General features: G+C 43.6%; 22 protein-coding genes. 10 read left to right on the top strand and 12 right to left on the bottom strand.

Annotation, left to right across the window (positions count from 1 at the left end):
- The first annotated feature begins 3 nt into the window (after positions 1-3).
- From secF to MHN32_RS16705, 4 genes are all read left to right on the top strand, one after another.
- Positions 4-948, top strand: coding sequence for a protein translocase subunit SecF (gene secF / locus MHN32_RS16690; RefSeq protein WP_010607169.1), 945 nt, complete (start codon positions 4-6; stop codon positions 946-948).
- A 132-nt stretch (positions 949-1,080) separates the two neighbouring features.
- Entirely contained in the window at positions 1,081-1,608 is a 528-nt protein-coding gene (locus MHN32_RS16695; protein ID WP_239422351.1) for a hypothetical protein, read from the top strand.
- Between the two features lie 112 nt (positions 1,609-1,720).
- Positions 1,721-3,502: a bifunctional diguanylate cyclase/phosphodiesterase gene (locus tag MHN32_RS16700; RefSeq protein WP_239422352.1), complete on the top strand. Its 1,782-nt coding sequence runs from the start codon at positions 1,721-1,723 to the stop codon at positions 3,500-3,502.
- An 85-nt stretch (positions 3,503-3,587) separates the two neighbouring features.
- Positions 3,588-4,391: a transporter substrate-binding domain-containing protein gene (locus MHN32_RS16705; RefSeq protein WP_239422353.1), complete on the top strand. Its 804-nt coding sequence runs from the start codon at positions 3,588-3,590 to the stop codon at positions 4,389-4,391.
- Here MHN32_RS16705 and MHN32_RS16710 read toward each other — a convergent pair.
- The 5 genes from MHN32_RS16710 to MHN32_RS16725 form a co-directional block, all read right to left on the bottom strand.
- Positions 4,388-4,699: a hypothetical protein gene (locus MHN32_RS16710; protein WP_227386835.1), complete on the bottom strand. Its 312-nt coding sequence runs from the start codon at positions 4,697-4,699 to the stop codon at positions 4,388-4,390. The two genes, MHN32_RS16705 and MHN32_RS16710, sit on opposite strands and share 4 nt — an antisense overlap.
- Positions 4,700-5,023: 324 nt before the next feature.
- Positions 5,024-5,146 carry a hypothetical protein gene (locus MHN32_RS23785; protein ID WP_264484056.1) on the bottom strand — a complete coding sequence of 41 codons (123 nt, stop codon included), beginning with the start codon at positions 5,144-5,146 and terminating at the stop codon, positions 5,024-5,026.
- A 251-nt stretch (positions 5,147-5,397) separates the two neighbouring features.
- Positions 5,398-7,029, bottom strand: a complete 1,632-nt coding sequence (locus MHN32_RS16715) for a methyl-accepting chemotaxis protein (protein ID WP_239422354.1) — start codon at positions 7,027-7,029, stop codon at positions 5,398-5,400.
- 126 nt (positions 7,030-7,155) lie between these two features.
- Positions 7,156-7,866: a 16S rRNA pseudouridine(516) synthase RsuA gene (rsuA, locus tag MHN32_RS16720; RefSeq protein ID WP_174170605.1), complete on the bottom strand. Its 711-nt coding sequence runs from the start codon at positions 7,864-7,866 to the stop codon at positions 7,156-7,158.
- A 23-nt stretch (positions 7,867-7,889) separates the two neighbouring features.
- Positions 7,890-8,219, bottom strand: coding sequence for a 5-carboxymethyl-2-hydroxymuconate Delta-isomerase (locus MHN32_RS16725; RefSeq protein ID WP_102057560.1), 330 nt, complete (start codon positions 8,217-8,219; stop codon positions 7,890-7,892).
- Positions 8,220-8,300: 81 nt separating this feature from the next.
- Here MHN32_RS16725 and MHN32_RS16730 point away from each other — a divergent pair, with 81 nt between their 5' ends.
- The 5 genes from MHN32_RS16730 to MHN32_RS16750 all read left to right on the top strand — a co-directional run bounded on the left by MHN32_RS16730 (position 8,301) and on the right by MHN32_RS16750 (position 12,862).
- Positions 8,301-9,092, top strand: a complete 792-nt coding sequence (locus tag MHN32_RS16730; RefSeq protein WP_239422355.1) for a hypothetical protein — start codon at positions 8,301-8,303, stop codon at positions 9,090-9,092.
- Positions 9,076-9,699: a LysE family transporter gene (locus tag MHN32_RS16735; RefSeq protein WP_010607178.1), complete on the top strand. Its 624-nt coding sequence runs from the start codon at positions 9,076-9,078 to the stop codon at positions 9,697-9,699. Before MHN32_RS16730 ends, MHN32_RS16735 begins: the two co-directional genes overlap by 17 nt.
- Positions 9,699-10,229 carry a gamma-glutamylcyclotransferase family protein gene (locus MHN32_RS16740; RefSeq protein ID WP_239422356.1) on the top strand — a complete coding sequence of 177 codons (531 nt, stop codon included), beginning with the start codon at positions 9,699-9,701 and terminating at the stop codon, positions 10,227-10,229. The genes MHN32_RS16735 and MHN32_RS16740 overlap by 1 nt, the downstream gene beginning before the upstream one ends.
- 45 nt (positions 10,230-10,274) lie before the next feature.
- Complete coding sequence (locus tag MHN32_RS16745) at positions 10,275-11,837, top strand: serine hydrolase (protein ID WP_239422357.1); 1,563 nt, start codon at positions 10,275-10,277, stop codon at positions 11,835-11,837.
- A 104-nt stretch (positions 11,838-11,941) separates the two neighbouring features.
- Entirely contained in the window at positions 11,942-12,862 is a 921-nt protein-coding gene (locus MHN32_RS16750; protein WP_211867070.1) for a histone deacetylase family protein, read from the top strand.
- On the opposite strand, the gene MHN32_RS16755 is transcribed toward MHN32_RS16750, so the two are convergent.
- Positions 12,859-13,158, bottom strand: a complete 300-nt coding sequence (locus MHN32_RS16755; RefSeq protein ID WP_211867068.1) for a DUF4144 family protein — start codon at positions 13,156-13,158, stop codon at positions 12,859-12,861. The genes MHN32_RS16750 and MHN32_RS16755 overlap by 4 nt on opposite strands.
- 76 nt (positions 13,159-13,234) lie before the next feature.
- Here MHN32_RS16755 and MHN32_RS16760 point away from each other — a divergent pair, with 76 nt between their 5' ends.
- Complete coding sequence (locus MHN32_RS16760; RefSeq protein WP_039492712.1) at positions 13,235-15,751, top strand: EAL domain-containing protein; 2,517 nt, start codon at positions 13,235-13,237, stop codon at positions 15,749-15,751.
- Here the strand turns inward: MHN32_RS16760 and MHN32_RS16765 are convergent.
- The 6 genes from MHN32_RS16765 to dusB form a co-directional block, all read right to left on the bottom strand.
- On the bottom strand, positions 15,724-16,545 hold the full coding sequence (locus tag MHN32_RS16765; RefSeq protein WP_239422358.1) for a DUF2797 domain-containing protein: 822 nt from the start codon (positions 16,543-16,545) through the stop codon (positions 15,724-15,726). The genes MHN32_RS16760 and MHN32_RS16765 overlap by 28 nt on opposite strands.
- 114 nt (positions 16,546-16,659) lie before the next feature.
- Positions 16,660-17,943 (bottom strand): phosphoribosylamine--glycine ligase, encoded by a 1,284-nt coding sequence (gene purD / locus MHN32_RS16770; RefSeq protein ID WP_239422359.1) that lies wholly within the window; start codon positions 17,941-17,943, stop codon positions 16,660-16,662.
- Positions 17,944-17,958: 15 nt separating this feature from the next.
- The gene (locus MHN32_RS16775) at positions 17,959-18,795 is read right to left on the bottom strand and encodes a class I SAM-dependent methyltransferase (protein ID WP_102057551.1); all 837 of its coding nucleotides are present in this window, start codon (positions 18,793-18,795) and stop codon (positions 17,959-17,961) included.
- Between the two features lie 100 nt (positions 18,796-18,895).
- On the bottom strand, positions 18,896-20,482 hold the full coding sequence (gene purH, locus MHN32_RS16780; RefSeq protein ID WP_239422360.1) for a bifunctional phosphoribosylaminoimidazolecarboxamide formyltransferase/IMP cyclohydrolase: 1,587 nt from the start codon (positions 20,480-20,482) through the stop codon (positions 18,896-18,898).
- 211 nt (positions 20,483-20,693) lie between these two features.
- Positions 20,694-20,984: a DNA-binding transcriptional regulator Fis gene (gene fis / locus MHN32_RS16785; protein WP_010374122.1), complete on the bottom strand. Its 291-nt coding sequence runs from the start codon at positions 20,982-20,984 to the stop codon at positions 20,694-20,696.
- Between the two features lie 45 nt (positions 20,985-21,029).
- Positions 21,030-21,995, bottom strand: a complete 966-nt coding sequence (dusB, locus tag MHN32_RS16790) for a tRNA dihydrouridine synthase DusB (protein WP_010374120.1) — start codon at positions 21,993-21,995, stop codon at positions 21,030-21,032.
- Positions 21,996-22,220: the final 225 nt, after the last annotated feature.

Raw genomic sequence — 22,220 nt, forward strand, 5'->3', positions numbered from 1 at the left:
GACATGCAATTATTAAACTTAAAAGGCACAATCCGTTTTATGTCGGCAAGAAAGCTTTCCATGGCTTTTTCGGCATTGTTGATCTTGGCTTCAATCGGCTCGTTTATGGTGAAAGGACTAAACTTTGGTTTGGACTTTACTGGTGGGACGGCAGTTGAAGTTGGATTCTCGCAGCCAGCAGACTTAGCAAAGGTACGTAGTGTATTAGCCGAGAGCGGTTTTGCCGATGCCTCTGTGCAACTTTTTGGTTCAAGCCAAGAGGTATTAGTACGACTCGCCCCTCGTGGGGACGACGTGAAAGCTGAAGTATTAGGTAACCAACTCATCTCCGCGCTGAAACAAGCGGATGAAAGTGTGGTGATGCGCCGCATTGAATTCGTAGGTCCAAGTGTTGGTGAAGATCTCAAAGAGCAGGGTGGCTTGGCGATGCTAACCGCGCTTATCTGTATCTTGATTTACGTTGCTTTTCGTTTTGAATGGCGCTTTGCAGTAGGTGCGGTATTTGCACTTTTCCACGATGTTGTACTGACAATGGGTCTGTTCTCAATCTTAGGTCTGGAGTTTGACTTAACTATTTTGGCGGCAATATTGGCGGTAATAGGTTACTCACTTAACGATACTATTGTTGTGTCTGACCGTATTCGTGAAAACTTCCGTAAAGTACGTATTGATGACACCTTAGAGATCATCAACATTTCACTGACACAAACGCTTAATCGTACATTAGTGACCTCAATCACAACTATCCTTGTATTGATTGCGCTATTCGTATGGGGTGGTCAAACCATTCATGGTTTTGCGACGGCCTTGCTGTTTGGTGTGTTTATCGGTACGTATTCTTCTGTTTATGTAGCGAGCTCAGTTGCAGTAGCAATGGGCGTTAGCAAAGAAGATTTGATCCCGGTAGAAGTTGAAAAAGAAGGTGCAGACCTAGACGCTATGCCTTAATCATGGAATTTGATGTAATAATCGAAAGCGGCTTTTTGGCCGCTTTTTTGTTGCCTGTAAAACGTCATTTTATTGTTTCTAAAATATTACATTACTATATAATGATAATCGTTATCAATAAAGGAGATACTTATGTACAAATTTGCGATAGCGGTTGGTGTACTGACATTAATGACCGCATGTTCTAAGCAACCTGAGCTTGAGCAACAAACCGGATCTGTAACTACAGAAGCAACCTCATCTTTAGCACAATACAAAGTTCAAGCAGAGGCCTTACTTGCAGATATTCGTATCGAGAAAGATGCTGCAGCACTTGAAACACAATCCGCCGATCTTGTGGCTCTCTCTAGAACTTTGCTAAATGAGTTTGTGGCTAAGTACCCTCAGTGCCAGACTTATCTAGATGCCTTGGATAAGGCTGCGGATATCATTCCTACTTTACCACTTGAAGAGATCGAAACGGGCTATCACGCAGATGGTAAATTACCCAAGTTTGATGACCCGGTTTGCTACCATGCAAAAGACTTATTAGTGCATCCAGCAACTGTTCAAGCGATTGCTATGAAAGGCTTTAGTGGCGCTGAAGACTATAAGAGTGCAGAGATGGAAATTGTGGAAGTGATTGCACACTTTGATCAGGTAGAGCGGGCGCTAAAGTAAGCGGTTGAAAATCATTCAATTGCAAATTGGGTACATTTCACCCGATTGACATATATCTGTCATACTCTGTTGCTACCGTGCGCGATTATACTTTTACAGTGAGTTTAATGCTGTGGATCCTTCGCGCACGTTAGTACTTAATACAATAATAAAAGAAAAAGCTGTATTTACTCTGTTTCAGCCAATCTACGATCTTGCGAAACGCCAAATTTTAGGGTTTGAAGCATTAAGTCGTGGCATGTCCGGTTCATTGTTGGAGTCTCCAGACAAGCTTTTTGCGATTGCGAGTAAGCTGGAGCGTTTGTCAGAGCTGGAGATTATCTGTCGTGAAGCCGCTATTAAGCAGTTTGTCTCACTCAACCTTCCTGGTAAGCTATTTTTAAACGTTAGTCCAAAAGCGTTACTTGATCCGAGCCACCCAAAGGGCGAAACCAAACATCTCACAGAGGTGTATGGGCTCGATCCCAAGCGTGTCGTCATTGAAGTGACTGAGCAAGACAAAGTAGATGACGCGAATCTGTTACTAACTACAATTACCCATTATCGAGAACTTGGATTTCAAATTGCGATTGATGATTTGGGAGCTGGTTATTCTGGTCTCAAAAAGTGGTCGGAGTTATGCCCTGACTACGTCAAAGTCGACAGATACTTCATCGACCATTGTGACCAAAGTGTGGTGAAACGCGAGTTTTTAAAGTCCATTATCGAGCTTGCTAAAGCCACCAGTACTCAAGTAATTGCCGAGGGAATTGAGCGGATGGAGGAGCTAAAGCTGATAGAGCAGCTCGGTATTGTAAACGCTCAAGGCTTTCTGCTCGCGAAGCCAACTCGAAAGCCACCGACAGAGCTGGCGTTGTTAAAATCCCTTCATTCGGAAGTTCGTTCCAGTGTCAATCAATTTGAGCAGTCGATGGCAATCGGTTGGCTTGCCAAAGAGGCCAATGCTATCCATGAATGTACGCAATGTATCGATGCTCATAGGTTGTTTGAACAAGATCGTAAGCTCACCAGCCTTGCTGTGGTGAATGATGCTAGAGAGCCTGTAGGGCTGCTACACAGAGATCAACTGACTGAGGTGTTTGCGGCACCATACGGTCATGCACTCTTCGATAAGAAATCAGTGATTAAGTTGATGGATAAACAGCCGTTAGTGGTGGATGAACAGCAAGAGCTTGATACGGTGAGTAAGCAAATAACCGACCATGAATTTGATATTCGACGCCATATCATTATTACTAGAGATGGTCGTTATCTTGGCTTAGCGCCCTTGAGAGATATACTCAAGCACATCACAGAAGAAAAAATTCGTCATGCTCAACATGCCAATCCATTAACCATGTTGCCGGGCAATGTCGCGATAAATGAGGCAATAGAGCAAAGGTTACGTTCACATCATGACTTTTCTCTTGCATACATCGACCTTAATCATTTTAAACAGTTTAATGATTTATATGGGTATGCCAGTGGCGATAGCGTGATTAAGCTACTTGCCGAGGTGACAGTTGATGTATGTGCACAGAGCTCAAGCTTTGTCGGGCATATCGGGGGCGACGACTTTATGGTGGTGTTCGATAATAATGATGCAGAAGTGTTGTGCCATGAGATTATCACTCAGTTTGAGCTTAAATCAAAAGCCTTTTTTACTCCCGAGCATGTTAGTGCAGGCGGTTACTGGGCAACAAATCGTGAAGGTCAAAAGCAATTTGTACCTTTACTCACTTTATCGATTGGCTTAGTGAGACCAGATTTACAACACTGTATTAATTCGCATCAAGTTGCAGCTTTAGCAACAGATGCTAAGAAAGAAGCAAAGCGCTATCGTAATAGCTATTTATTTGTCTGTAACCGTCGTAAGCCTACGGTATCGACTGTACGACTGGAAAATGCAGGTTGACTATATTTTTAATTACGCAATAGTAATAGCAATCCGTAAAAATACTTTTGATTGTAGTATTATTTCCCCTAAAGAGGGTTGTGCGATGAAGTTAAAGTTGAGTGTAACTATCTCTGCTCTGGTGTTTCAAAGTGCTTGTATTGCAGCGCAATCCCCCGAGTTAATCTATGTCGCGAAAGAAGCGCGAACCTTGTACGATCGCGATCTTTATCTTTATGAATTACTAGAAAAGGCACTGGCTGCTGCTAAGTACTCAGCTCAAATCGAACACATCAAGATCCATCCTCATCAACAGCGTACGTTAATGGCACTAAGCCGAGGTAAGGTTGATTTACACTGGTCTATGACCAGCCCCGCACGCGAGCAAATCGCTATTCCCATTAAAGTCCCACTGTATGATGGACTTATTGGTAAACGCGTGCTGATTGTTCATAAAGATGTTTATCCAGCCATAAAAACGGTTCGTTCGCTTGATGAATTAAAGCGCTTTACCGCGGTACAAGGACACGATTGGCCCGATACTAAAATTCTTAGTTATAACGGTCTGAAGGTCAGGCCTATTTCCGATTATCAAACCATGTTTAATTTAATCGCGGATAAAAAAGCGGATTATTTTCCACGCTCGGTGATTGAGGCAAATTCAGAATTGATCGCACAAAATAACGAAAACCTCATGATCGTACCTGATTTTCACCTTGAGTATTCAACCGCTTTTTACTTCTTTGTGAATAAAGACAAGCCAAAACTTGCTTATGCACTCGAGGAGGGGCTTGCTAAGCTTAAAGAGTCTGGTGAATTAAAACGATTAAAACAAAAATATCGTTTAGTGTTACCGCCTGAAGGTGAAGGCATCAAATTGAATAACCCTTACTTTGCAAAAAACTACTAGCGTTTCTTGCGCAAGCTTGGGAGTGCGTAATCGTACTCTTCTTTGTATGTTAGGGCTGTTAAAGCTATCATAATTCCACATTTTGCTGAGTACAGAATATATCCTGCAATATCGGAAGAGTAGAAAAAGAAAGTCACATCATAGCCTTTACCATTTCTTAGGTAATTTTCGACAATAGTAGCGAATGTGAACAAAGCTCCTAAGATAGCCAACCATGGAAATATATTATCCGCAAAGGTGTATTTAATTTTATATCTTGGGAAAAGTTTTTTGGTTAATTCTGTCCGGTAAGTGAGTGGGGCGAGCACTATTAACTCGATAATTAGGTGAATGCCGAAAATCAAACTATTCTGAAATAATCTATTCTCAGGGGAAGATGATAGGCTAATTAATCCGGTTGAAAACACGAGTGTTTCAAGAACAAAGGGAGTCAGGCATAAGATGGACAGAATACATATGTTCACATCCTTCAGTCGTAACCCCACACCAAAACAGAGAGATATAAGTGCCGTGTACGTCAGAAAAAAGTGAAAATTAACATCGTGTATAATGAAGACTCCTACTACAACTAAGACATATGGTAGTAGTAAGTCTCCGAGTGCGAATTTTCTTTCCATAACTAACAATAATCTTTAATTGGCTTTGCTAGATTTGGTATTTGCATTAGCTTCAGCACTGTTAGCTGCTGGTTCATCTGGCATCCAAATACCACCACCAGAAACTTTTTTACATTCTTTCAAATTTAGTTTTTGCATTATCATAGTCCTTATTAAGTTTGCTTGATCTCTACGCAATCAAGCATTCAAACTTTAGGTTGCATATATTATTGCAATTATAACAAACAAAGAAGTCTCTTGAGACTACTAAAACTGAAACTCTCTGTGGGTACAAACTTAACACCAAATAAACACAAGGTGAATGAAAAATTAAAGAAATTTTTCAATTAACAGTTTATATAAATTTACACTTGGCTAATTGCATGAAAAATAAGAATAAAGTTGACTTATTACACTTTGAATTTGGCCATCTCAATCTCTAGATTTCCAGATAAAGATTTAATTGTATCAGTCGCTTTATGTGCTTTTTCAGACACACTTGCCGTCTGTGAGGCCGTGTCAGAGATAACAACGACACGTTTGGCTGTATCTTCTCCTGCATCCAACTGTTCTTTGGCTGCTTGAGCTATTTGATGACTCATCTGCGATATAGATTTTAAAGAATCGGCGACTTGTACAAGCGCTTGAGATGCCTTAGATGACATACTCACCGTTTTTTCGCTTGTTGCAATGCTCAAGCTTACAGAAGCCTTCGCATCTTGAGTTGCACTTTGCAGTTTAGTGATCATGGTACGGATCTCTTCTGTACTGGTTTGAGTGCGCTGAGCAAGCTGTCTGACCTCGTCCGCTACGACAGCAAAGCCTCGTCCTTGCTCTCCAGCTCGAGCAGCTTCTATTGCTGCATTGAGGGCTAATAAATTGGTTTGCTCGGCGATAGATTGGATAACGGTAAGTACATTAGCGATATTAGATACTTCTTCATCTAGTACTTGAATATTATTACCAGCGCTGTCAATTTGTTGCTCTAATAATGCAATTTCAGTTGCTGCTTGAGCTGTCAGTTTGTCGGCAGCATTACCTTGCTTTTCAGCCTCTTGAACTGAATCCGCAGCTTGCTCCGCATGTTCGACAACGGTTTGTGCTGATGCTGTGAGTTCGGTAATTGCTGAAGCCACCATTTGAGTTTCTGCATTTAAACTACGAGTTAGATTCTCAAGTTCTACTGAGCGTACCTCACTGTCTGATGTTTGGTTTTGTAGCGCCTTAGTTGCTTCTTTAAGCCCTTCAACTACTCCTTTTAATCCGCCTTGCATATAGTCCATGGCTGCGAGAATACTATAATCTTGGCAGTCAGCAGTATTGATAGGTGTAGTTAGGTTTCCTCTTGAAACATGTTTTACGATTTCGAGCACATCATTGATTTCAGCACCAAGTTTGTTATTCAAAGACAGTCCAAACCGCGCAAGTGCGGTGGTCAATGCAACGGCAACCGCTAAAGAAAGTGCGACTAACCAGATTGCGGTGTCCCAATAACGATCGTTTACTTCTTTGTAGCTAATACCTGTGCCGACATACCAGCCAAACCCTGGTGTTTTTTGTACCACTGAAGTCAGGTCGACAACTTCTCCATCTCGCAGTGAAGTCCAATTGTAGGTAATGATCCGATCAAATTGGTTACCGACTAAGCGCTTCACCATGCTGCCTATGCTTTTGCCGTCAGCATCTTCAAAGTCATTAAAGCTGGTGTTATGCAGTTGGGGGTCATGAGGTGTTGCTACGAAGTCCATTTTGTCATTAACAACATACACATACTCAGAGTCATGGTATTTATTTTCTCTTAAAACCTGAACTGCCATCTCTTTTGCTTGTTGCTCAGTCAGTTTCCCTTGCTCTGCAAAGCGCTCAAACTGTTTAACAATATTAACGGTGCTTTTCATTAATTGGTTGATACGCGCAATATTATCGCTTTCACTGGCATGGCGCAGAGCTTGAAGACCTACAAAGGCAACGGCAAGTAATGAAACAAATATTGCGGCGGCAAAGGTAATTATTTTTGCTTTTAATGTGAAACTAGAAAACACAGGATCGCCCCCTAAAAATACTCTCACTACATGATTTAGCATGTTTAGGGGGAAGTTGTAAGTAGGTTAATGCCCTAAGGAGACGATTTTGAGATGATATTTACTCATACTACCTAAAGACGATGACTAACTTGCATTAATTATGCTTATTTCTTCATCAGTTAATGGGCGGTATTCGCCCTCAGCAAGGGTTGGATCAAGTTCGATCCCTGCAATATTTTCTCTATGAAGTTCAACTACTTGGTTGCCAACTGCGGCAAGCATGCGTTTTACTTGATGATATTTTCCTTCGCAAATAGATAAGCGTAGTGCAAATTTATCAATAAGCTCCGCTTTTGCTGGCAGGGTTGCTTGTTTCTCACCATGTAGTTCAACGCCTTGTTCAAGCTGTGTTAGCGCTTCTTCAGTGAGTTCGTCGCGACTTTCTAGTACATAGGTTTTAAACTTTTGTTTCTTCGGCGAGGTGATTTGATGAGACCAATCACCATCGTTAGTGAGCAGTACTAAACCCGTGGTATCGATGTCCAGTCGACCTGCAACATGAAAATCTTTTAAGTTAGGTTCTTCAATTAAATCGAATACTGTTGGGTGTAATTCATCACTATTTGCACATACATAACCTTGTGGTTTGTTTAGCATATAGTAGCGTAAACCCAAATACTCTAGGCGTTCGCCATCAAAAGTAATGTGGTCTGCTGGGGTGACTTGGATGTCGCCTTTTTTGACGATATTGCCATTGACGGTAACGAGACCTTTTTTAATATTAATTTTGACCTTGCTGCGTGGCATCTCTGCAACGTGGCTCAAAAATTTCTCCAATCTACATGGAAATTTCATAGTTAAATAACTCGAATAATAAATTAGTTTTTGCGATAAATATCGGATAATAAATCATAGCAATGGACACTGAGCGCAAAATGCTCCCCGACCTTTGCGAGCAAAAGCTTCAGAGCACCTTCCGTGAGCATTTGTTTTTGCTCTAATGTTCTACCAGCCATCATATGGATCTGCAGGTGAATAAACCCTTGTTTGCCATCACCTAACTGAAAATGCTCAAAAGCAACAGCACGGGTTTTGACGGAAGTTGGATCAAACAAGCCACATGCACAGGCAAATTGCTGCACCTGTGATACTAACGCCTCGGTTTCAATTGGCAAATTAGCTGAGTGTTCAAGAATAAAGTGTGGCATGTGAAACTCCATGTTTTTGCATTAGGCTCAGAGTTTATGCTATTTATCAGGGGTTATTCCAGAAAAGAGTGAATTATTAGCATGCTGTCCTTATTTAAAGTCTCACCTTTGCTTAGCGATGAAGAAACCCAATGGTTAATTGATACCTTTGTCTGGGCATTTGAGCATTTTGATGGCGAGTACTTTTTAAATGAAACGCAGATCATTACTCCGACTCCTAGTTGTTTTCCAGAGCCGGTATCCAGTATTGAAGAGATGGCGGCGGTGGTTTTCTCCCGCGTAAAGTCCTACGCGGGGTTACAACAGTGGCCAATCACTTTGGTTGCGCCTGAACGCATGCTCGCGTCGACCAGCATGACTAAGCTAAACATTGCAGGGCGTTGGCGCGGTGAGCAAGCGGTTATCGCTGAATCGGCTGCGCCTATTTTGATTTCTTATAACCCTAACCAAATAAATCAGCCTCAAGATCTGATTGCCAGTTATGGAGGTGTCATGGCAAAAGTTTTAATTTTACAGCGTGGCGTGTTACCTCCAGGTGGGGAAGCGCAATTAGACGCGGCTTGTGATGTGCTGGCGAGCTTTTTTGGCTTTGGAGTCATGGTGTCTAATACCGTATATCACTTTAGGGGAGGATGTGGTTCTTGCTACAACCAATATGCCAACCGAAAAGCTGCACTGACGGAGCAGCAGAGTGTTTTTGTGCATGCCCTCGTATGTCATTTTAAAGGGGTGAAAGATGGTCATAAGCATCTTAAGTCACATCTTGTGAGCCAGTATAAAAAGGCGAAAAAGCAAATTAATACCTTAATGGATAACTCAGAGCGGGGTGATTTACTGGCCTTACAGGAGCATGCACATGCTCGTTTATCTTGATGAGTTTATTTTAATTGCGCTGGCACATTTTTTTGCTGTCGCAAGTCCAGGTCCCGATTTTGCGATAGTGCTTAAACAAAGTGTACAGCAGGGCAGAGCAAACGCCCTTTGGACAAGTTTTGGGGTTGGTCTTGGTATTTTAGTACATGTCAGTTATTGCTTATTGGGAGTTGCGTTACTGCTATCTCAATCTGAAACCTTGTTCACAGCAGTAAAATATATAGCCGCGCTTTACCTTGCTTACCTTGGTGTGCAAGCGTTGCGATATGCAAAACCCAATTCAGAGCAAGAAAATATCACTGCACATGCTGTTACTGAGTCTAATTGGACTGCGTTAAAACGGGGTTTTTTGGTCAATGCCTTAAATCCTAAAGCAACGCTGTTTTTCTTATCGCTTTTTACCCTAGTGATTGAGCCAACCACACCAAGCAGTGTGCAGTTGTTTTACGGTGTTTATATGGCATTGGCTACGTGGGCTTGGTTTTCGTTTTTATCTTTAGTTTTATCAAAAACAACGGTAAGACAATTTTTTCGTCGTGCAGGACATTGGTTTGATCGCGGGATCGGTGTGATCATGTTACTGCTTGCAGTAAGATTGGTGATCTAATGTGTGACAAAAACATTATTAACTTTAGCTTTGGTTCAAATATGTCGACTGCACGTTTGCTTGCTCGCTTACCACAAGCGAAGTTACTTGGAGTGGGGAAATTGCATGGCTATCGGCTGACTTTTGATATGTTGAGCACCGATGGTTCAGCCAAGTGTAGTATTACGCCGAGTACTGAAGCAAATAGCCATGTTTATGGCGTTTTGTATGCCTTGGATGAGCGAGAAAAAGCGCGTTTGGATGACATTGAAGGGGAGCGTTACAGCTGTCATTACTTGCCAGTTGAAAGGCTAGATGGCGGTATGGTGGACGCCTGGTGCTATATTGCTAACACCTTTGTGGAACATCAATTACCTTTCGATTGGTACGTACATCATGTGTTGGTCGGGGCAAAGGAGCATCAGTTTCCGACCAGCTATTTACAGGCAATTTCGGCGCAATCACACGTTACAGATAATAATAGTGACAGACAACAACAAGAATTAGCCATCTATCAATGTGATATTACGAAGTTAAATCTCAAAGCTTGACTGGTAACATCATGATTGGTTGTGGTAAAAAACCAAGGAAAAATAATGAAAATAAAACAATGGCTATTAACCTCAGGCCTAGTTGCTGCAAGTTTTCTTAGTGCACAGGCAAGCGCGGCAGTAAACCAACAGGATGTTGAAACTGCGGTAAAAAGCGCAATGACAAAGTTTAATATTCCAGGTTTGGCAATTGGTATTGTAGAAGGTGGTAAGGTTGTGATGACCAAGGGCTTCGGGGTGACGCATTTAAATAAGCCAACTAAGGTCAATGCGGATACCTTGTTTGGTATTGCATCCAACACCAAAGCTTTCACGGCAGCAGCGCTGGCGATGTTAATTGATCAAGGCAAACTGAGTTGGGATGACAAAGTCATTAAACATATTCCAGAATTTAAGCTTTACGATAGTTATGTTACTCAAGAGATGACTATCCGAGATTTATTAAGTCATCGAAGTGGATTGGGCCTTGGGGCAGGCGATCTTATGATCTGGCCTGATACTGATAAAACCATGCCAGAATTGCTAGCTGGTATTTCACATCTCAAACCTGATTCAAGTTTCCGTAGCCATTACGCTTATAACAATTTGATGTTTGTTGTTGCAGGAGAAGTCGTAAGCCGAGTCAGTGGCAAAGATTGGCGCGATTTTGTTGAGCAGGAAATGTTTACTAAGCTGGATATGGATGACTCAAAGGCTGGATTCTCTCGGATCCCGGCTAACAATAGTAATTGGGCGACTGGCCATATTCCGATGGATGGCAAACTTACGCCGTTCTTTGTTAATTACCTAGAAGATTTCCGTGGTGCTGGTGCCATTGCGTCTAACGTGGATGACATGACCAAGTGGTTACAAACTCAGCTTGAAGGTGGTCGCTTACCTTCTGGCGAGCAGCTATTTAGCCAAGAGCAACAAGTGCAAATGTGGCATCCACACATTACGCGTATTCCCGCAGCAAAAGCCGCAGAAGTATACCACCAACAGTTTAGAGGGTACGGCCTTGGCTGGGCGGTAGAAGACTACTTTGGTTATAAAAAGGTAGGTCACGGCGGTGGGATTTTAGGTATGGTGTCGCAAGTTGCGATGATCCCAGAGAAAAAATTGGGTGTGGTGGTCTTATCAAACCAACAAAAATACCCCGCACTTTCCGCGATTATCAATGAAGTGTTTGAAGATGCGCTTGGCCTAGAAGATAAAGACTGGGTGCAGATCATCGCCGATGATTACTTTAAGGCGCAACAAGATAAATACGCCAAAGCTGGGATAATCGAAGTTGCAAAACCACAGCCTGCTTTACCATTAAACAACTACACGGGAACACTAACTAGCGCTTGGTATGGCGATGTGGTAGTGGAAAAGCTCGGTAAGGAACTGCGCATTGATTTTACGCATACTAAGCGCTTAAAAGGGAAACTTGAGCACCTAACCGGTAACACCTTTGTGGTACGTTGGGATGAGCCATTACTTGAAGCAGATTCTTACATCAATTTTGTGATGGATAAATCTCAACGGGTTGAGTCTGCTGCGATGGAATTTGTTAATCCGGAAATAACCGACTTTAGTTTCGATTTCCATAACTTGGATTTAAAGGCGAAAGAAATCCAGCATTAGGATATACCAAAGTATCAAAGCCACAATTATGTGGCTTTGATATAGTGAAAGGATAGCTATTTAAATCAACCACGTCGCAAACTAACATAGGATGTATATTCGTTATGCGTACTGCAATTATTACTCATCCGTATTGCCGCAAGCATAAAATGACCGAGGAACATCCTGAGTGTCCTGCGAGGTTAGATGCGATATCAGACCGGTTGCTAGCGTCTGGACTTGATATCGCCATTGAGCACAAAACGGCGCTGAAAGCCGATACGTCACACTATGCATTGGTTCATGATCAAGCTATGATCAAAGAAGTAATGGATAAAATCCCTAATGAAGGGTTAACCGAGTTAGACGGCGACACTTGGCTTTGTCCTGATTCTATGAAAGCGATTGAACGCGCTGTTGGCGCAGGAATACTCGCGGTGGACGAAATAGTCGCAGGTAAACTTGATGCTGCATTTTGTTCTGTTAGACCTCCTGGGCACCACGCCAACCAAAGTACTTCATCGGGATTTTGTGTCTTTAATAATGTTGCCATTGCTGCCGCTTATGCCAAGACAAAGGGTGTAGATCGAGTGGCTATATTGGACATCGATGTACATCATGGTAATGGCACGCAAGATATTTTCAAAGACGATCATAGCGTATTACTTTGCTCTTTATTCCAACACCCTTTTTATCCAAATACCGCGATTGAGAATCATCAAACGCTAATCAATTCCCCGTTGAGTGCAGGAGCGGATGGCACAGACTTAAAAGCCTTGGTGGAGCAGCAATGGTTGCCTAAGCTGCGATCATTTAAACCTCAGCTCATTTTTATCAGTGCAGGGTTTGATGGTCATTTAGAAGATGATATGGGCGGACTCAAGTTTGTTGAACAAGATTATCAATGGTTTACTGAGCAAGTAGTCGAGTTTGCAAACTCATCGGACTGTTTGGGGATTATTTCCTACTTAGAAGGGGGCTATGATCTTTCTTCTTTAGGCCGCAGCGCCGTGACACATATCAAAGCGCTGGTTGAAGCCGGTTAGCTTAGACTTAATAAATCAAAAGCCTGCTGAGTATTGCTCAGTTGGATTTTGCTGACGCAACACTGGCCTTCGTCAACGAGATATTGTTGCACTAATTCGGTTAAATATTTCAAATCAATACCTTGTACGGGCGCACCTTGTGCGTTGCTGCAGCAATCGTTTGGGTATACTAGAATTAACCGTTTGAGTGACGCATCATCGAGCAGATGCGTTGCATCTCTAAGTGCTTTTTCATCTTCGATAAACTCTATACTTTGGTCTAATACCAGCAATAAAGGGTAGGTTTTTATCGCCATAATTTGTTCTTGGTCAAGTTATCAAAAGTGTCGCCCAGTATACTTCAAATTGGAATAATATTGCGAGAGTGTGCTTATGGTTGGTGATTCACGTCAGTTACAGATCAAAGAAGTATTTACCAATAGCTTGTTATGTTGCGATGAGCAAACCAGTCTATATGATGCGGTTGCGCAAATGCGAGCGAGCAGAGTGAGCTCGATCTTTATTACCCGTGCCGATGACATTATTGGTATCTGGACTGAGTCGGATTGCGTTAAGCTCAACTTTAACGACCCTGATTTTGCTCAGGTGCCGATCCGGGAAGTGATGACTACACCGGTGCAAAAAATTCAAATTGATAAAACCTTGAGCGAGGCGACGGTCAAATTCCACCAACTAGGGATCCGTCACTTACTCGTGGTGGACTCGGATAATCTGCCTTGTGGTGTGGTCTCTTTATCCGATATTGTGCGCAGCCAAGGGCTCGACCATTATTTACATTTTAGACCAATTGAGCAGCACTTTGACTCGAGCATTGTGATTTTAGACAGTGAAGACTGCGTCTCTGATGTTATCAATAATATGCGTGAGCTTAAGCTTACCGCTGTGCTGGTGTATAACCGTGAATTAAATGAGTATGGCATTATTACTCAGCGTGATATTGCGTATATTATTCTCAACCCAGATTGGCGTCAGCCTTGCTGGCAATTAGCCAGTTATCCGATGCTCTCCATGACGCCAAAAGACAGCCTATTCGATGCTTATCGGTTGATGACGGTAAACTCCATTCGTCATTTGGTGGTGACGTCACCAGATTCGCAACAAGTGATAGGGCTATTAGCGCTCAAAAATGTCCTGACTGAAATTGAAACTGCGTATTGTAGCGAGCTGGAAAAAGTCCTAGTACAACGTGATATTGCACTGCAAAAATCGGAGAAGAATCTTTATCTAGCTAACCGCATCATTGATGCTTCTCTCGATGGCATTATGATCACCAAAAGTTCAGGTGAAATAATCCAGATCAACCCAGCGTTTAGTGCGCTTACCGGCTACAAAGATTACGAAGTACTAGGGAAAAACCCAAGCATATTGAGCTCTGGGCTACATGATGAATGCTATTATCAGAGCATGTGGCAAACGCTCAGAGAAACTGGTGTGTGGCAGGGCGAGATCTGCAATCGTAAAAAGAGCGGTGAGATTTATGTTGAATGGCTCACGATTATTGAGATCAGAGAGCCGTACAGTGACGACATGCTTTACGCAGCCATTTTTAGTGACATTACGGAGCGTAAAAATGCTGAAGAAAAAATTGCTCGCTTAGCCTATTTTGATGAATTGACTGGGCTGCCTAATCGCCGCTTATTTTACGACAGACTCTCTATGGCATTGGCATCAGCGCACCGCTACAAGCAAAAACTCAGTGTGATGTTTATAGATTTAGACCGCTTTAAGGAAGTGAATGACTCTCTTGGCCACAGCGCCGGAGATGAGTTATTGGTACAGGTTAGCGAGCGGATAAAGTCTATTCTAAACGAAGGTGACACCTTAGCGCGACTTGGTGGCGACGAATTTGTTGTGCTACTGAGCGAAGTGAATGGCATGTCGGAGGTCATTGAGTTTGCTGACCAAATGTTGATGGCACTATCGAGCCCCTTTCAACTTGGTGATATGCAGGTGGCTGCAACAGCTTCGATGGGGGCTGCTATTTATCCCGAAGATGGTCATGATACGGAAACATTGCTTAAACACGCCGATGTTGCTATGTATCGCTCCAAAGAAGTAGGGCGCAACTCCTTTCAGTTATTCGAAGCTTCGATGAATGCACGCTCATTTGAGCGTTTATCCATGCTAAGCCGTTTTCAGAATGCCTTAGAAAATGATGAGTTTGAACTGCATTTTCAACCCTTGCAGTGCTTAACCAGTAGTCGTATTTCCAGTGTTGAGTGTTTGCTGCGCTGGCGTGACCCAAACCTTGGGATGATCTCACCGGCTCAATTTATTCCACTCGCAGAGGAGCTTGGGCTTATTATTCGCTTAGATCAGTGGGTAATAGATAAAGCCTGCCAGCACTTGGCTAAATGGCAACGCGCAGGTGTTGAGATTAGGCGCTTGGCGATTAATATCTCGGCGTCACATGTCACTCAAGGCGACCTGTATCAATGTGTTGCGCAGGCATTAAAGAAGCACAACGTCGACGGCAAGTATCTTGAGCTTGAGCTTACCGAAAATAGCTTTATCGGTAATCTGCTTGAGGCTAAGTACACCTTGAAAAAACTCAAGGAGCTGGGTGTAAAACTGGCGATTGATGACTTTGGTACAGGGTATTCTGCGCTGAGTTACTTGGCTAAACTGCCCATCGATATCCTAAAAATAGATGCTAGTTTTATTGCTAAAGTGCCCGATGAATATGGCAACAGCGAAATTGTTTCGGCAATTGTGGCGATGGCTAAGGCGCTAAACCTGCAAGTTGTAGCTGAGGGCGTAGAAAAGCCTGTACAGAAACGTTACCTGCGCAAGCTAGGTTGTCATACAATCCAAGGTTACGTCTTCTGTAAGCCACTTACAGAAGACGATTGGCATGCATTTTATTCGTCAGAGAAGGTGATTTCGTAAGAAGTAAACTTACGGATATTGATCACACCATTATCAAAAATAAGGTATTGGCCTTTGATCCCTTCAAGCACGCCTGATACTACAGGGTCTTTATCAAAGTTAAACGAGCTGATTTTACTCGGGTGCTGCTCTACAGGGAAAGTGAGATCAACCACTTCCTCGTCCAGCACTTCAATGGCGGTTGCACCAAAGAGTTCAGCAAGTTCGTCGAGCTTTGCTTGGATCTCGGGAATAAGCTTAGCAGCTTCTGCTTTGAGGTCTATTTCAGGATTGATGCCTTTGAGCATATTGCGCCAGTTAGTCTTATCGGCAATAAACTGAGCCAGTGCCACTTCCACTAATCCTGACTGGTGACGGGTCTGCACCTTAAAAATCGGCAGAGCTTGCGTTGCGCCTTGGTCTACCCAACGCGTTGGGATCTGCGTATGACGAGTGATCCCAACTTTAAGACCTGAGGTATTGGCCAAATACACATAGTGCGGGATCATACAGTTCTCTTCGCCCCATTGGGGTTCACGACAGGTGCCTTGATCATAGTGGCAGCTCTCTGGCTTCATAATGCACATGTCGCAGCTAGCGAGTTTTCTCATGCACACGAAACAGTGGCCTTGCGAATAGCTCTTTTTGGTTTTTTTACCACAGCTACTGCAAAATATATTGCCGGTGAAGGTAAGGGTAACTGGTTTACCAAAGTATTCGTTGAGCGATACTAAGTTATCACCCACGGGTAATTGATATTGGATAGGTTCAACAAGCGCTGACTTTAACTTGCTGAGTGTACCTTGTACTTGCATCTTTGCCCCTAAAAATGCTCATAAAAGGGTAGGATACCATTACAAACTTAGAAACGCAGTGTGTAAAAATGAAAAAGGCCAGCGTCGGGCTGGCCTTGCAAAGCTTAATGTGAATTAGCTTTCGCGTGCGATTGCACGATATGCGATATCTGTGCGGTACTCTACACCATCCCAGTGAATGTCTTTCACTAGAGAGTAGGCGCGTTTTTGCGCTTCGGTTACCGTGTGGCCAAGGGCCGTTGCACATAATACTCGACCACCTGCGGTGACTACATGCTCGCCATCTTGTTTAGTACCGGCATGGAACACTTTTTCGCCTTCAGGGTAGTTCACTTGAAGACCTGAAATAGCGTCACCCTTAGGGTAGTTCCCTGGGTAGCCACTAGCAGCAAGCACAATACCAACGGCAGCTCGCGGATCGAATTCAATCGATGTTTGATCAAGCTCTTCACGGTTTGCCGCTTCAATCAGCTCAACTAAATCAGATTGTAGGCGTAACATGATAGGTTGTGTTTCTGGGTCGCCAAAGCGGCAGTTATACTCGATAACTTTTGGTGTGCCATCCGCTGTGATCATCAAACCAGCGTATAGAAAACCTGTATAAGGGTGACCTTCTTTCGCCATACCTTCAACCGTTGGATTGATCACTTCAGCCATGATGCGGTCATGAATATCTGGCGTGACTACAGGAGCTGGAGAGTATGCACCCATACCACCTGTGTTTGGGCCTTTATCACCATCGTATGCACGTTTGTGATCTTGGCTGGTGGCAAAAGGAAGTACATTTTTGCCGTCAACCATGACGATGAAAGAGGCTTCTTCACCTTCTAAAAACTCTTCAATAACCACACGACTGCCCGCTTCGCCAAAAGCGTTACCCGCAAGCATATCGCGGATTGCTTCTTCCGCTTCCGCTTCGGTCATTGCCACAATGACCCCTTTACCAGCAGCAAGCCCATCAGCCTTAACGACGATAGGTGCCCCTTGTGCTTTCAAGTAGGCAAGCGCAGGCTCAATCTCTTCAAACGTTTGATAAGCCGCTGTTGGAATATCATGACGTGCTAAAAAGTCTTTAGTAAACGACTTCGAACCTTCCAACTGCGCTGCCGCTTGAGTAGGTCCAAAAATAGCTAAGCCTTCTTCACGGAAACGGTCAACTACACCGATAACCAGTGGCGCTTCAGGGCCAACAATGGTTAATTGCACATTGTTTTCTTTAGCAAAGACGACCAAGGCATCGATATCTTCAACGCCGATAGCTACGTTTTCGAGTTTAGGCTCAAGCGCAGTACCTGCGTTACCTGGTGCTACAAAAACCGTTTTTACAGATGGGTTTTGTGCGGCTTTGAACGCAAGCGCATGCTCACGTCCACCGCTGCCAATGACTAGTACATTCATGGCGAAATTTTCCTATTAAAGCTTTTTGAATTTTAAGGTCATGCGGTCGCTTTCCCCAATCGCTTTATATTGCGCTGCTTTTTCATCACCTAGCGCTAAGCGAGGTGGCAGAGTCCAGACGCCTTTTGGGTGATTGGCGCTGTCTAGTGGGTTGGCGTTAATGTCGCTGCTTGCAACTAATTCAAACCCAGCTTGCTTGGCGATATCAACAACATAACTTTGCTTCATATAACCTGACGACTTTTGATCATCAAGTTGACGGTGCTCAGGTAGGCGGTGTTCAACCACACCTAAAATGCCACCAGGTTTCAGTGCCTTATTAAACGCGTTGAACGCGCTAAGTACACCTTCATCCCCTTTACCCATGTACCAGTTATGTACGTTACGGAAGGTTAGTACCACGTCTGCACTGCCTTGTGGCGCAATATTACTGTGCGTCACTGGTGCAAATTCCGTGATCTTTACTTCACTATAGTCTGGGTTGGTTGCTACTTTTTCTTTGTAGCCTTTTAATGAGCGTTGATAGTAGCCAACATCTGAATCAGCAGGGAAGTGCGCTGCGTAATAGGTGCCTTGACCTTTAACCAGCGGCGCTAAAATCTCACTATACCAACCACCACCAGGTGCAATTTCTACCACGGTCATTGATGGCTCAATGCCAAAAAAAGCAAGCGTTTCACTTGGGTGGCGATATTGGTCTCGGGCTCTATTGCTCTCAGCTCGATTGTCGCTAGCAACGGCTTTTGCAATCGCGCTTGGTACTGCTTGGCTGGAGTTAGATTCTGTCGCGTTACAGCCCACTAAAGTGGTAAATACTGCAGCAGCGATAAGAGATTTCATACCTAGATTCATCGTTAGCTTCCTTCATTCTGTTATGATTATGCTGTAGCCAGAATACTGGAAATTAGCTGAAACAAAAAGCGCGAAACTCATAAGTTTCGCGCTTTATTGATTAATGGCGGAAGTGGCGCATGCCGGTAAACACCATTGCCATTCCCGCTTCATCAGCGGCGGCAATCACCTCTTCATCACGCATTGAACCACCCGGCTGAATTACCGCAGTGATACCCGCAGCCGCAGCGGCGTCAATGCCATCACGGAATGGGAAGAACGCATCAGAAGCCATCACAGAACCTGGAACTTCTAGGTTCTCGTCTGCGGCTTTAATCCCTGCGATTTTTGCAGAGTATACGCGGCTCATTTGGCCTGCGCCCACACCAATAGTCATCCCATCACGAGCGTAAACAATCGCGTTGGACTTAACAAATTTAGCGACTTTCCAGCAGAACAGTAGATCTTTTAGTTCTTGCTCTGTAGGTTGACGTTTCGAAACCACCTTAAGGTCGTCCAAACCAACCATACCTTGGTCACGATCTTGTACTAAGATACCGCCATTAACACGCTTAATATCAGTACCTGTGGTTTTGTTTGACCACTGACCACATTCTAGTAAACGTACATTTTGCTTTGCAGCAACGATTTGTGCGGCTTCTTCTGATACGCTCGGCGCGATGATAACTTCAACAAACTGACGCGCTACGATGGCTTCCGCCGTGTCGCCGTCTAGCTCTCGGTTAAAGGCGATGATACCACCGAAGGCAGAAGTTGGGTCGGTCTTAAACGCGCGGTCATAGGCAGCAAGAATGTTTTCATCTACCGCAACACCACAAGGGTTTGCGTGTTTTACGATAACACAAGCCGGCTTATCAAACTCTTTAACACACTCAAGTGCTGCATCGGTATCAGCGATATTGTTATAAGACAGCGCTTTACCTTGAAGTTGTTTAGCCGTTGCGACGGATGCTTCTTCAATGTCGTTTTCAACATAGAAAGCAGCATCTTGATGCGAGTTTTCACCGTAGCGCATATCTTGCTTCTTGGTGAATTGCATATTGATAGTGCGAGGGAATTTGGTTTCCTCAGCTGCTTCTTCCGTATAATCCGCAACCATTTTACCGAAGTAGTTGGCAATCATGCCGTCATACTGTGCGGTATGCTCGTAGGCCGCAATAGCAAGGTCGAAACGTGTCTTGTATGTTGTAGAGCCAGAGTTTGCCTTCATTTCTTCAATGACACGGCTGTAGTCACTCGCATTTACAACAATGGTCACGTCTTTGTGGTTCTTAGCCGCAGCACGAACCATAGTTGGACCACCAATATCGATATTTTCGATTGCATCTTCTAGGCTACAGTCAGCTTTCGCAACAGTTTGTGCGAAGGGGTATAAGTTGACTACTACCATATCGATTGCTGAAATATTGTTTTCAGTCATGACGTCTTCGTCTTGACCGCGACGTCCTAAGATACCGCCGTGCACTTTTGGGTGAAGCGTTTTAACGCGACCATCCATGATTTCTGGGTGGCCAGTGTAATCAGATACTTCTGTTACTTTAATGCCGTTGTCTGCAAGTAGTTTGCAAGTACCGCCAGTTGATAAAATTTCTACGCCTTGAGCTGCAAGTGCTGTGGCGAATTCAACGATACCGGTTTTATCTGACACGCTTAGTAGGGCGCGACGAATTGGACGATGTATATCCATGATGGTTCAGGTTTCCTCAATGATTAGTTAAGGGCTAGCTTAGAAAGCCGGTATTTTAGCGCATTATTGTTAAGATGACGATGTTAAAAGGCGAGATAAACATGAGAAAAGTGCGATATGAAAAGGATAAATGTCCGCTAGATGCTGAATTTTAAACAATAAAAAAGCACCTGAAGGTGCTTTTTTATCAACTAAATTTTACTAGCAGTGCTTAGTTCATGCCGTATTTTTTTAGCTTCTTACGAAGTGTGCCACGGTTAATGCCTAAAAGGATCGCTGCACGAGTCTGGTTACCACGAGTATAAGTCATAACCTCTTCAAGTAGAGGTGCTTCAAGCTCAGAAAGAACTAACTCATAAACGTCTTGTACGTCTTGACCATTAAGCTGCTTTAGGTAGTGATGTACAGCTTTTTTAACTGCATCGCGCAAAGGTTGCGGTTTCTCTTGTGACTGAACATGAGCGTTAGTAATAAATGGAGAAGTCACATTTTGTTCGAACATCGTTATGTCTCTTTCTTAGTTAGCCTGAAGGATGAATAAATTCATTCACCCTAATGTTTCAAAATAGTCTTCTAATGCCTCGATTTGCGCTTCTGGCGTCTCCAAGGCATTGAATACTCGCCTAAATTGACCTTCTTGGTCATGGGCCTGCAAATACCAAGATACATGCTTGCGTGCGATGCGCGCTCCCATTGGCTCACCATAGAATTGATGAAGATTTACTAAGTGCTCCATCAATATTGCTCGAACCTCTGCTATTTCAGGTTCTGGCAAATGTTCACCGGTTTGCAAATAGTGGTCTATTTCTCGGAAAATCCAAGGACGACCTTGGGCGGCTCGACCAATCATAATGGCATCTGCGCCCGTGTATTCCAGCACCTGTTTCGCTTTTTCAGGAGACGTAATGTCACCGTTTGCTACCACAGGAATAGATACTGAACGTTTAATTTCTCTGATCGTGGCGTATTCAGCTTCGCCCTTATACATACATGCTCTTGTACGGCCATGCACGGCTAGCGAAGCAATGCCTCGACGTTCAGCTATGCGAGCAATCTCAACACCGTTACGATTGTCTGTGTCCCATCCTGTACGGATTTTTAACGACACAGGTACGTCAACGGCAGCAACCACAGCGGTGACGATTTCGTCAACCAACTCTGGATATTGCAACAATGCTGAGCCTGCAAGCTTCTTGTTCACTTTCTTAGCGGGGCAGCCCATATTGATATCTATGATCTGCGCACCGTTTGCGACATTAAATTGTGCTGCTTGCGCCATCAACTCAGGATCTGCTCCTGCGATTTGTACTGAGCGAATGCCCGATTCACCGCTGTGATCCATGCGATTTTGCGACTTATCGGTTTTCCACACTTTTGGATTTGAAGACAACATTTCTGATACCGCAAGCCCAGCACCTAGACGTCGACACAGTTGTCGAAACGGTCTGTCGGTGATCCCAGCCATTGGTGCTACGATAAGATTGTTTTCAAGTTGGTATGGACCAATACGCACTACAGTTTAATCCGCCTTACCTCAAGGGGCGCTAAGTTTACGGTTTTTTTCGCAAAAATCAAAGGTTATAAATTGAACATAATTGCTTTTTTTTGAACTTTATGGGTTGACATTTGATAACAACCTGAGAGCCCAGATAATTTGCACGAAATTTATGCAAAAACAATTTTAAAGGTACAATTTGAGCCGAAAATTTAAGCTGTGAAAAATGCGTAAAGCCTGTTA

The organism is Pseudoalteromonas sp. Of11M-6 (assembly GCF_022347905.1).
Classification (GTDB): Bacteria; Pseudomonadota; Gammaproteobacteria; order Enterobacterales; family Alteromonadaceae; genus Pseudoalteromonas.

What these genes read in the sequence shown, in the direction of transcription:
- secF (WP_010607169.1), top strand. Translation starts at nt 4, where the DNA reads ATGCAATTATTAAACTTAAAAGGCACAATCCGTTTTATGTCGGCAAGA.
- MHN32_RS16695 (WP_239422351.1), top strand. Translation starts at nt 1,081, where the DNA reads ATGTACAAATTTGCGATAGCGGTTGGTGTACTGACATTAATGACCGCA.
- MHN32_RS16705 (WP_239422353.1), top strand. Translation starts at nt 3,588, where the DNA reads ATGAAGTTAAAGTTGAGTGTAACTATCTCTGCTCTGGTGTTTCAAAGT.
- MHN32_RS23785 (WP_264484056.1), bottom strand. Translation starts at nt 5,146, where the DNA reads ATGCAAAAACTAAATTTGAAAGAATGTAAAAAAGTTTCTGGTGGTGGT.
- rsuA (WP_174170605.1), bottom strand. Translation starts at nt 7,866, where the DNA reads ATGAAATTTCCATGTAGATTGGAGAAATTTTTGAGCCACGTTGCAGAG.
- MHN32_RS16725 (WP_102057560.1), bottom strand. Translation starts at nt 8,219, where the DNA reads ATGCCACACTTTATTCTTGAACACTCAGCTAATTTGCCAATTGAAACC.
- MHN32_RS16730 (WP_239422355.1), top strand. Translation starts at nt 8,301, where the DNA reads ATGCTGTCCTTATTTAAAGTCTCACCTTTGCTTAGCGATGAAGAAACC.
- MHN32_RS16735 (WP_010607178.1), top strand. Translation starts at nt 9,076, where the DNA reads ATGCTCGTTTATCTTGATGAGTTTATTTTAATTGCGCTGGCACATTTT.
- MHN32_RS16740 (WP_239422356.1), top strand. Translation starts at nt 9,699, where the DNA reads ATGTGTGACAAAAACATTATTAACTTTAGCTTTGGTTCAAATATGTCG.
- MHN32_RS16745 (WP_239422357.1), top strand. Translation starts at nt 10,275, where the DNA reads ATGAAAATAAAACAATGGCTATTAACCTCAGGCCTAGTTGCTGCAAGT.
- MHN32_RS16750 (WP_211867070.1), top strand. Translation starts at nt 11,942, where the DNA reads ATGCGTACTGCAATTATTACTCATCCGTATTGCCGCAAGCATAAAATG.
- MHN32_RS16755 (WP_211867068.1), bottom strand. Translation starts at nt 13,158, where the DNA reads ATGGCGATAAAAACCTACCCTTTATTGCTGGTATTAGACCAAAGTATA.
- MHN32_RS16760 (WP_039492712.1), top strand. Translation starts at nt 13,235, where the DNA reads ATGGTTGGTGATTCACGTCAGTTACAGATCAAAGAAGTATTTACCAAT.
- MHN32_RS16765 (WP_239422358.1), bottom strand. Translation starts at nt 16,545, where the DNA reads ATGCAAGTACAAGGTACACTCAGCAAGTTAAAGTCAGCGCTTGTTGAA.
- purD (WP_239422359.1), bottom strand. Translation starts at nt 17,943, where the DNA reads ATGAATGTACTAGTCATTGGCAGCGGTGGACGTGAGCATGCGCTTGCG.
- MHN32_RS16775 (WP_102057551.1), bottom strand. Translation starts at nt 18,795, where the DNA reads ATGAATCTAGGTATGAAATCTCTTATCGCTGCTGCAGTATTTACCACT.
- purH (WP_239422360.1), bottom strand. Translation starts at nt 20,482, where the DNA reads ATGGATATACATCGTCCAATTCGTCGCGCCCTACTAAGCGTGTCAGAT.
- fis (WP_010374122.1), bottom strand. Translation starts at nt 20,984, where the DNA reads ATGTTCGAACAAAATGTGACTTCTCCATTTATTACTAACGCTCATGTT.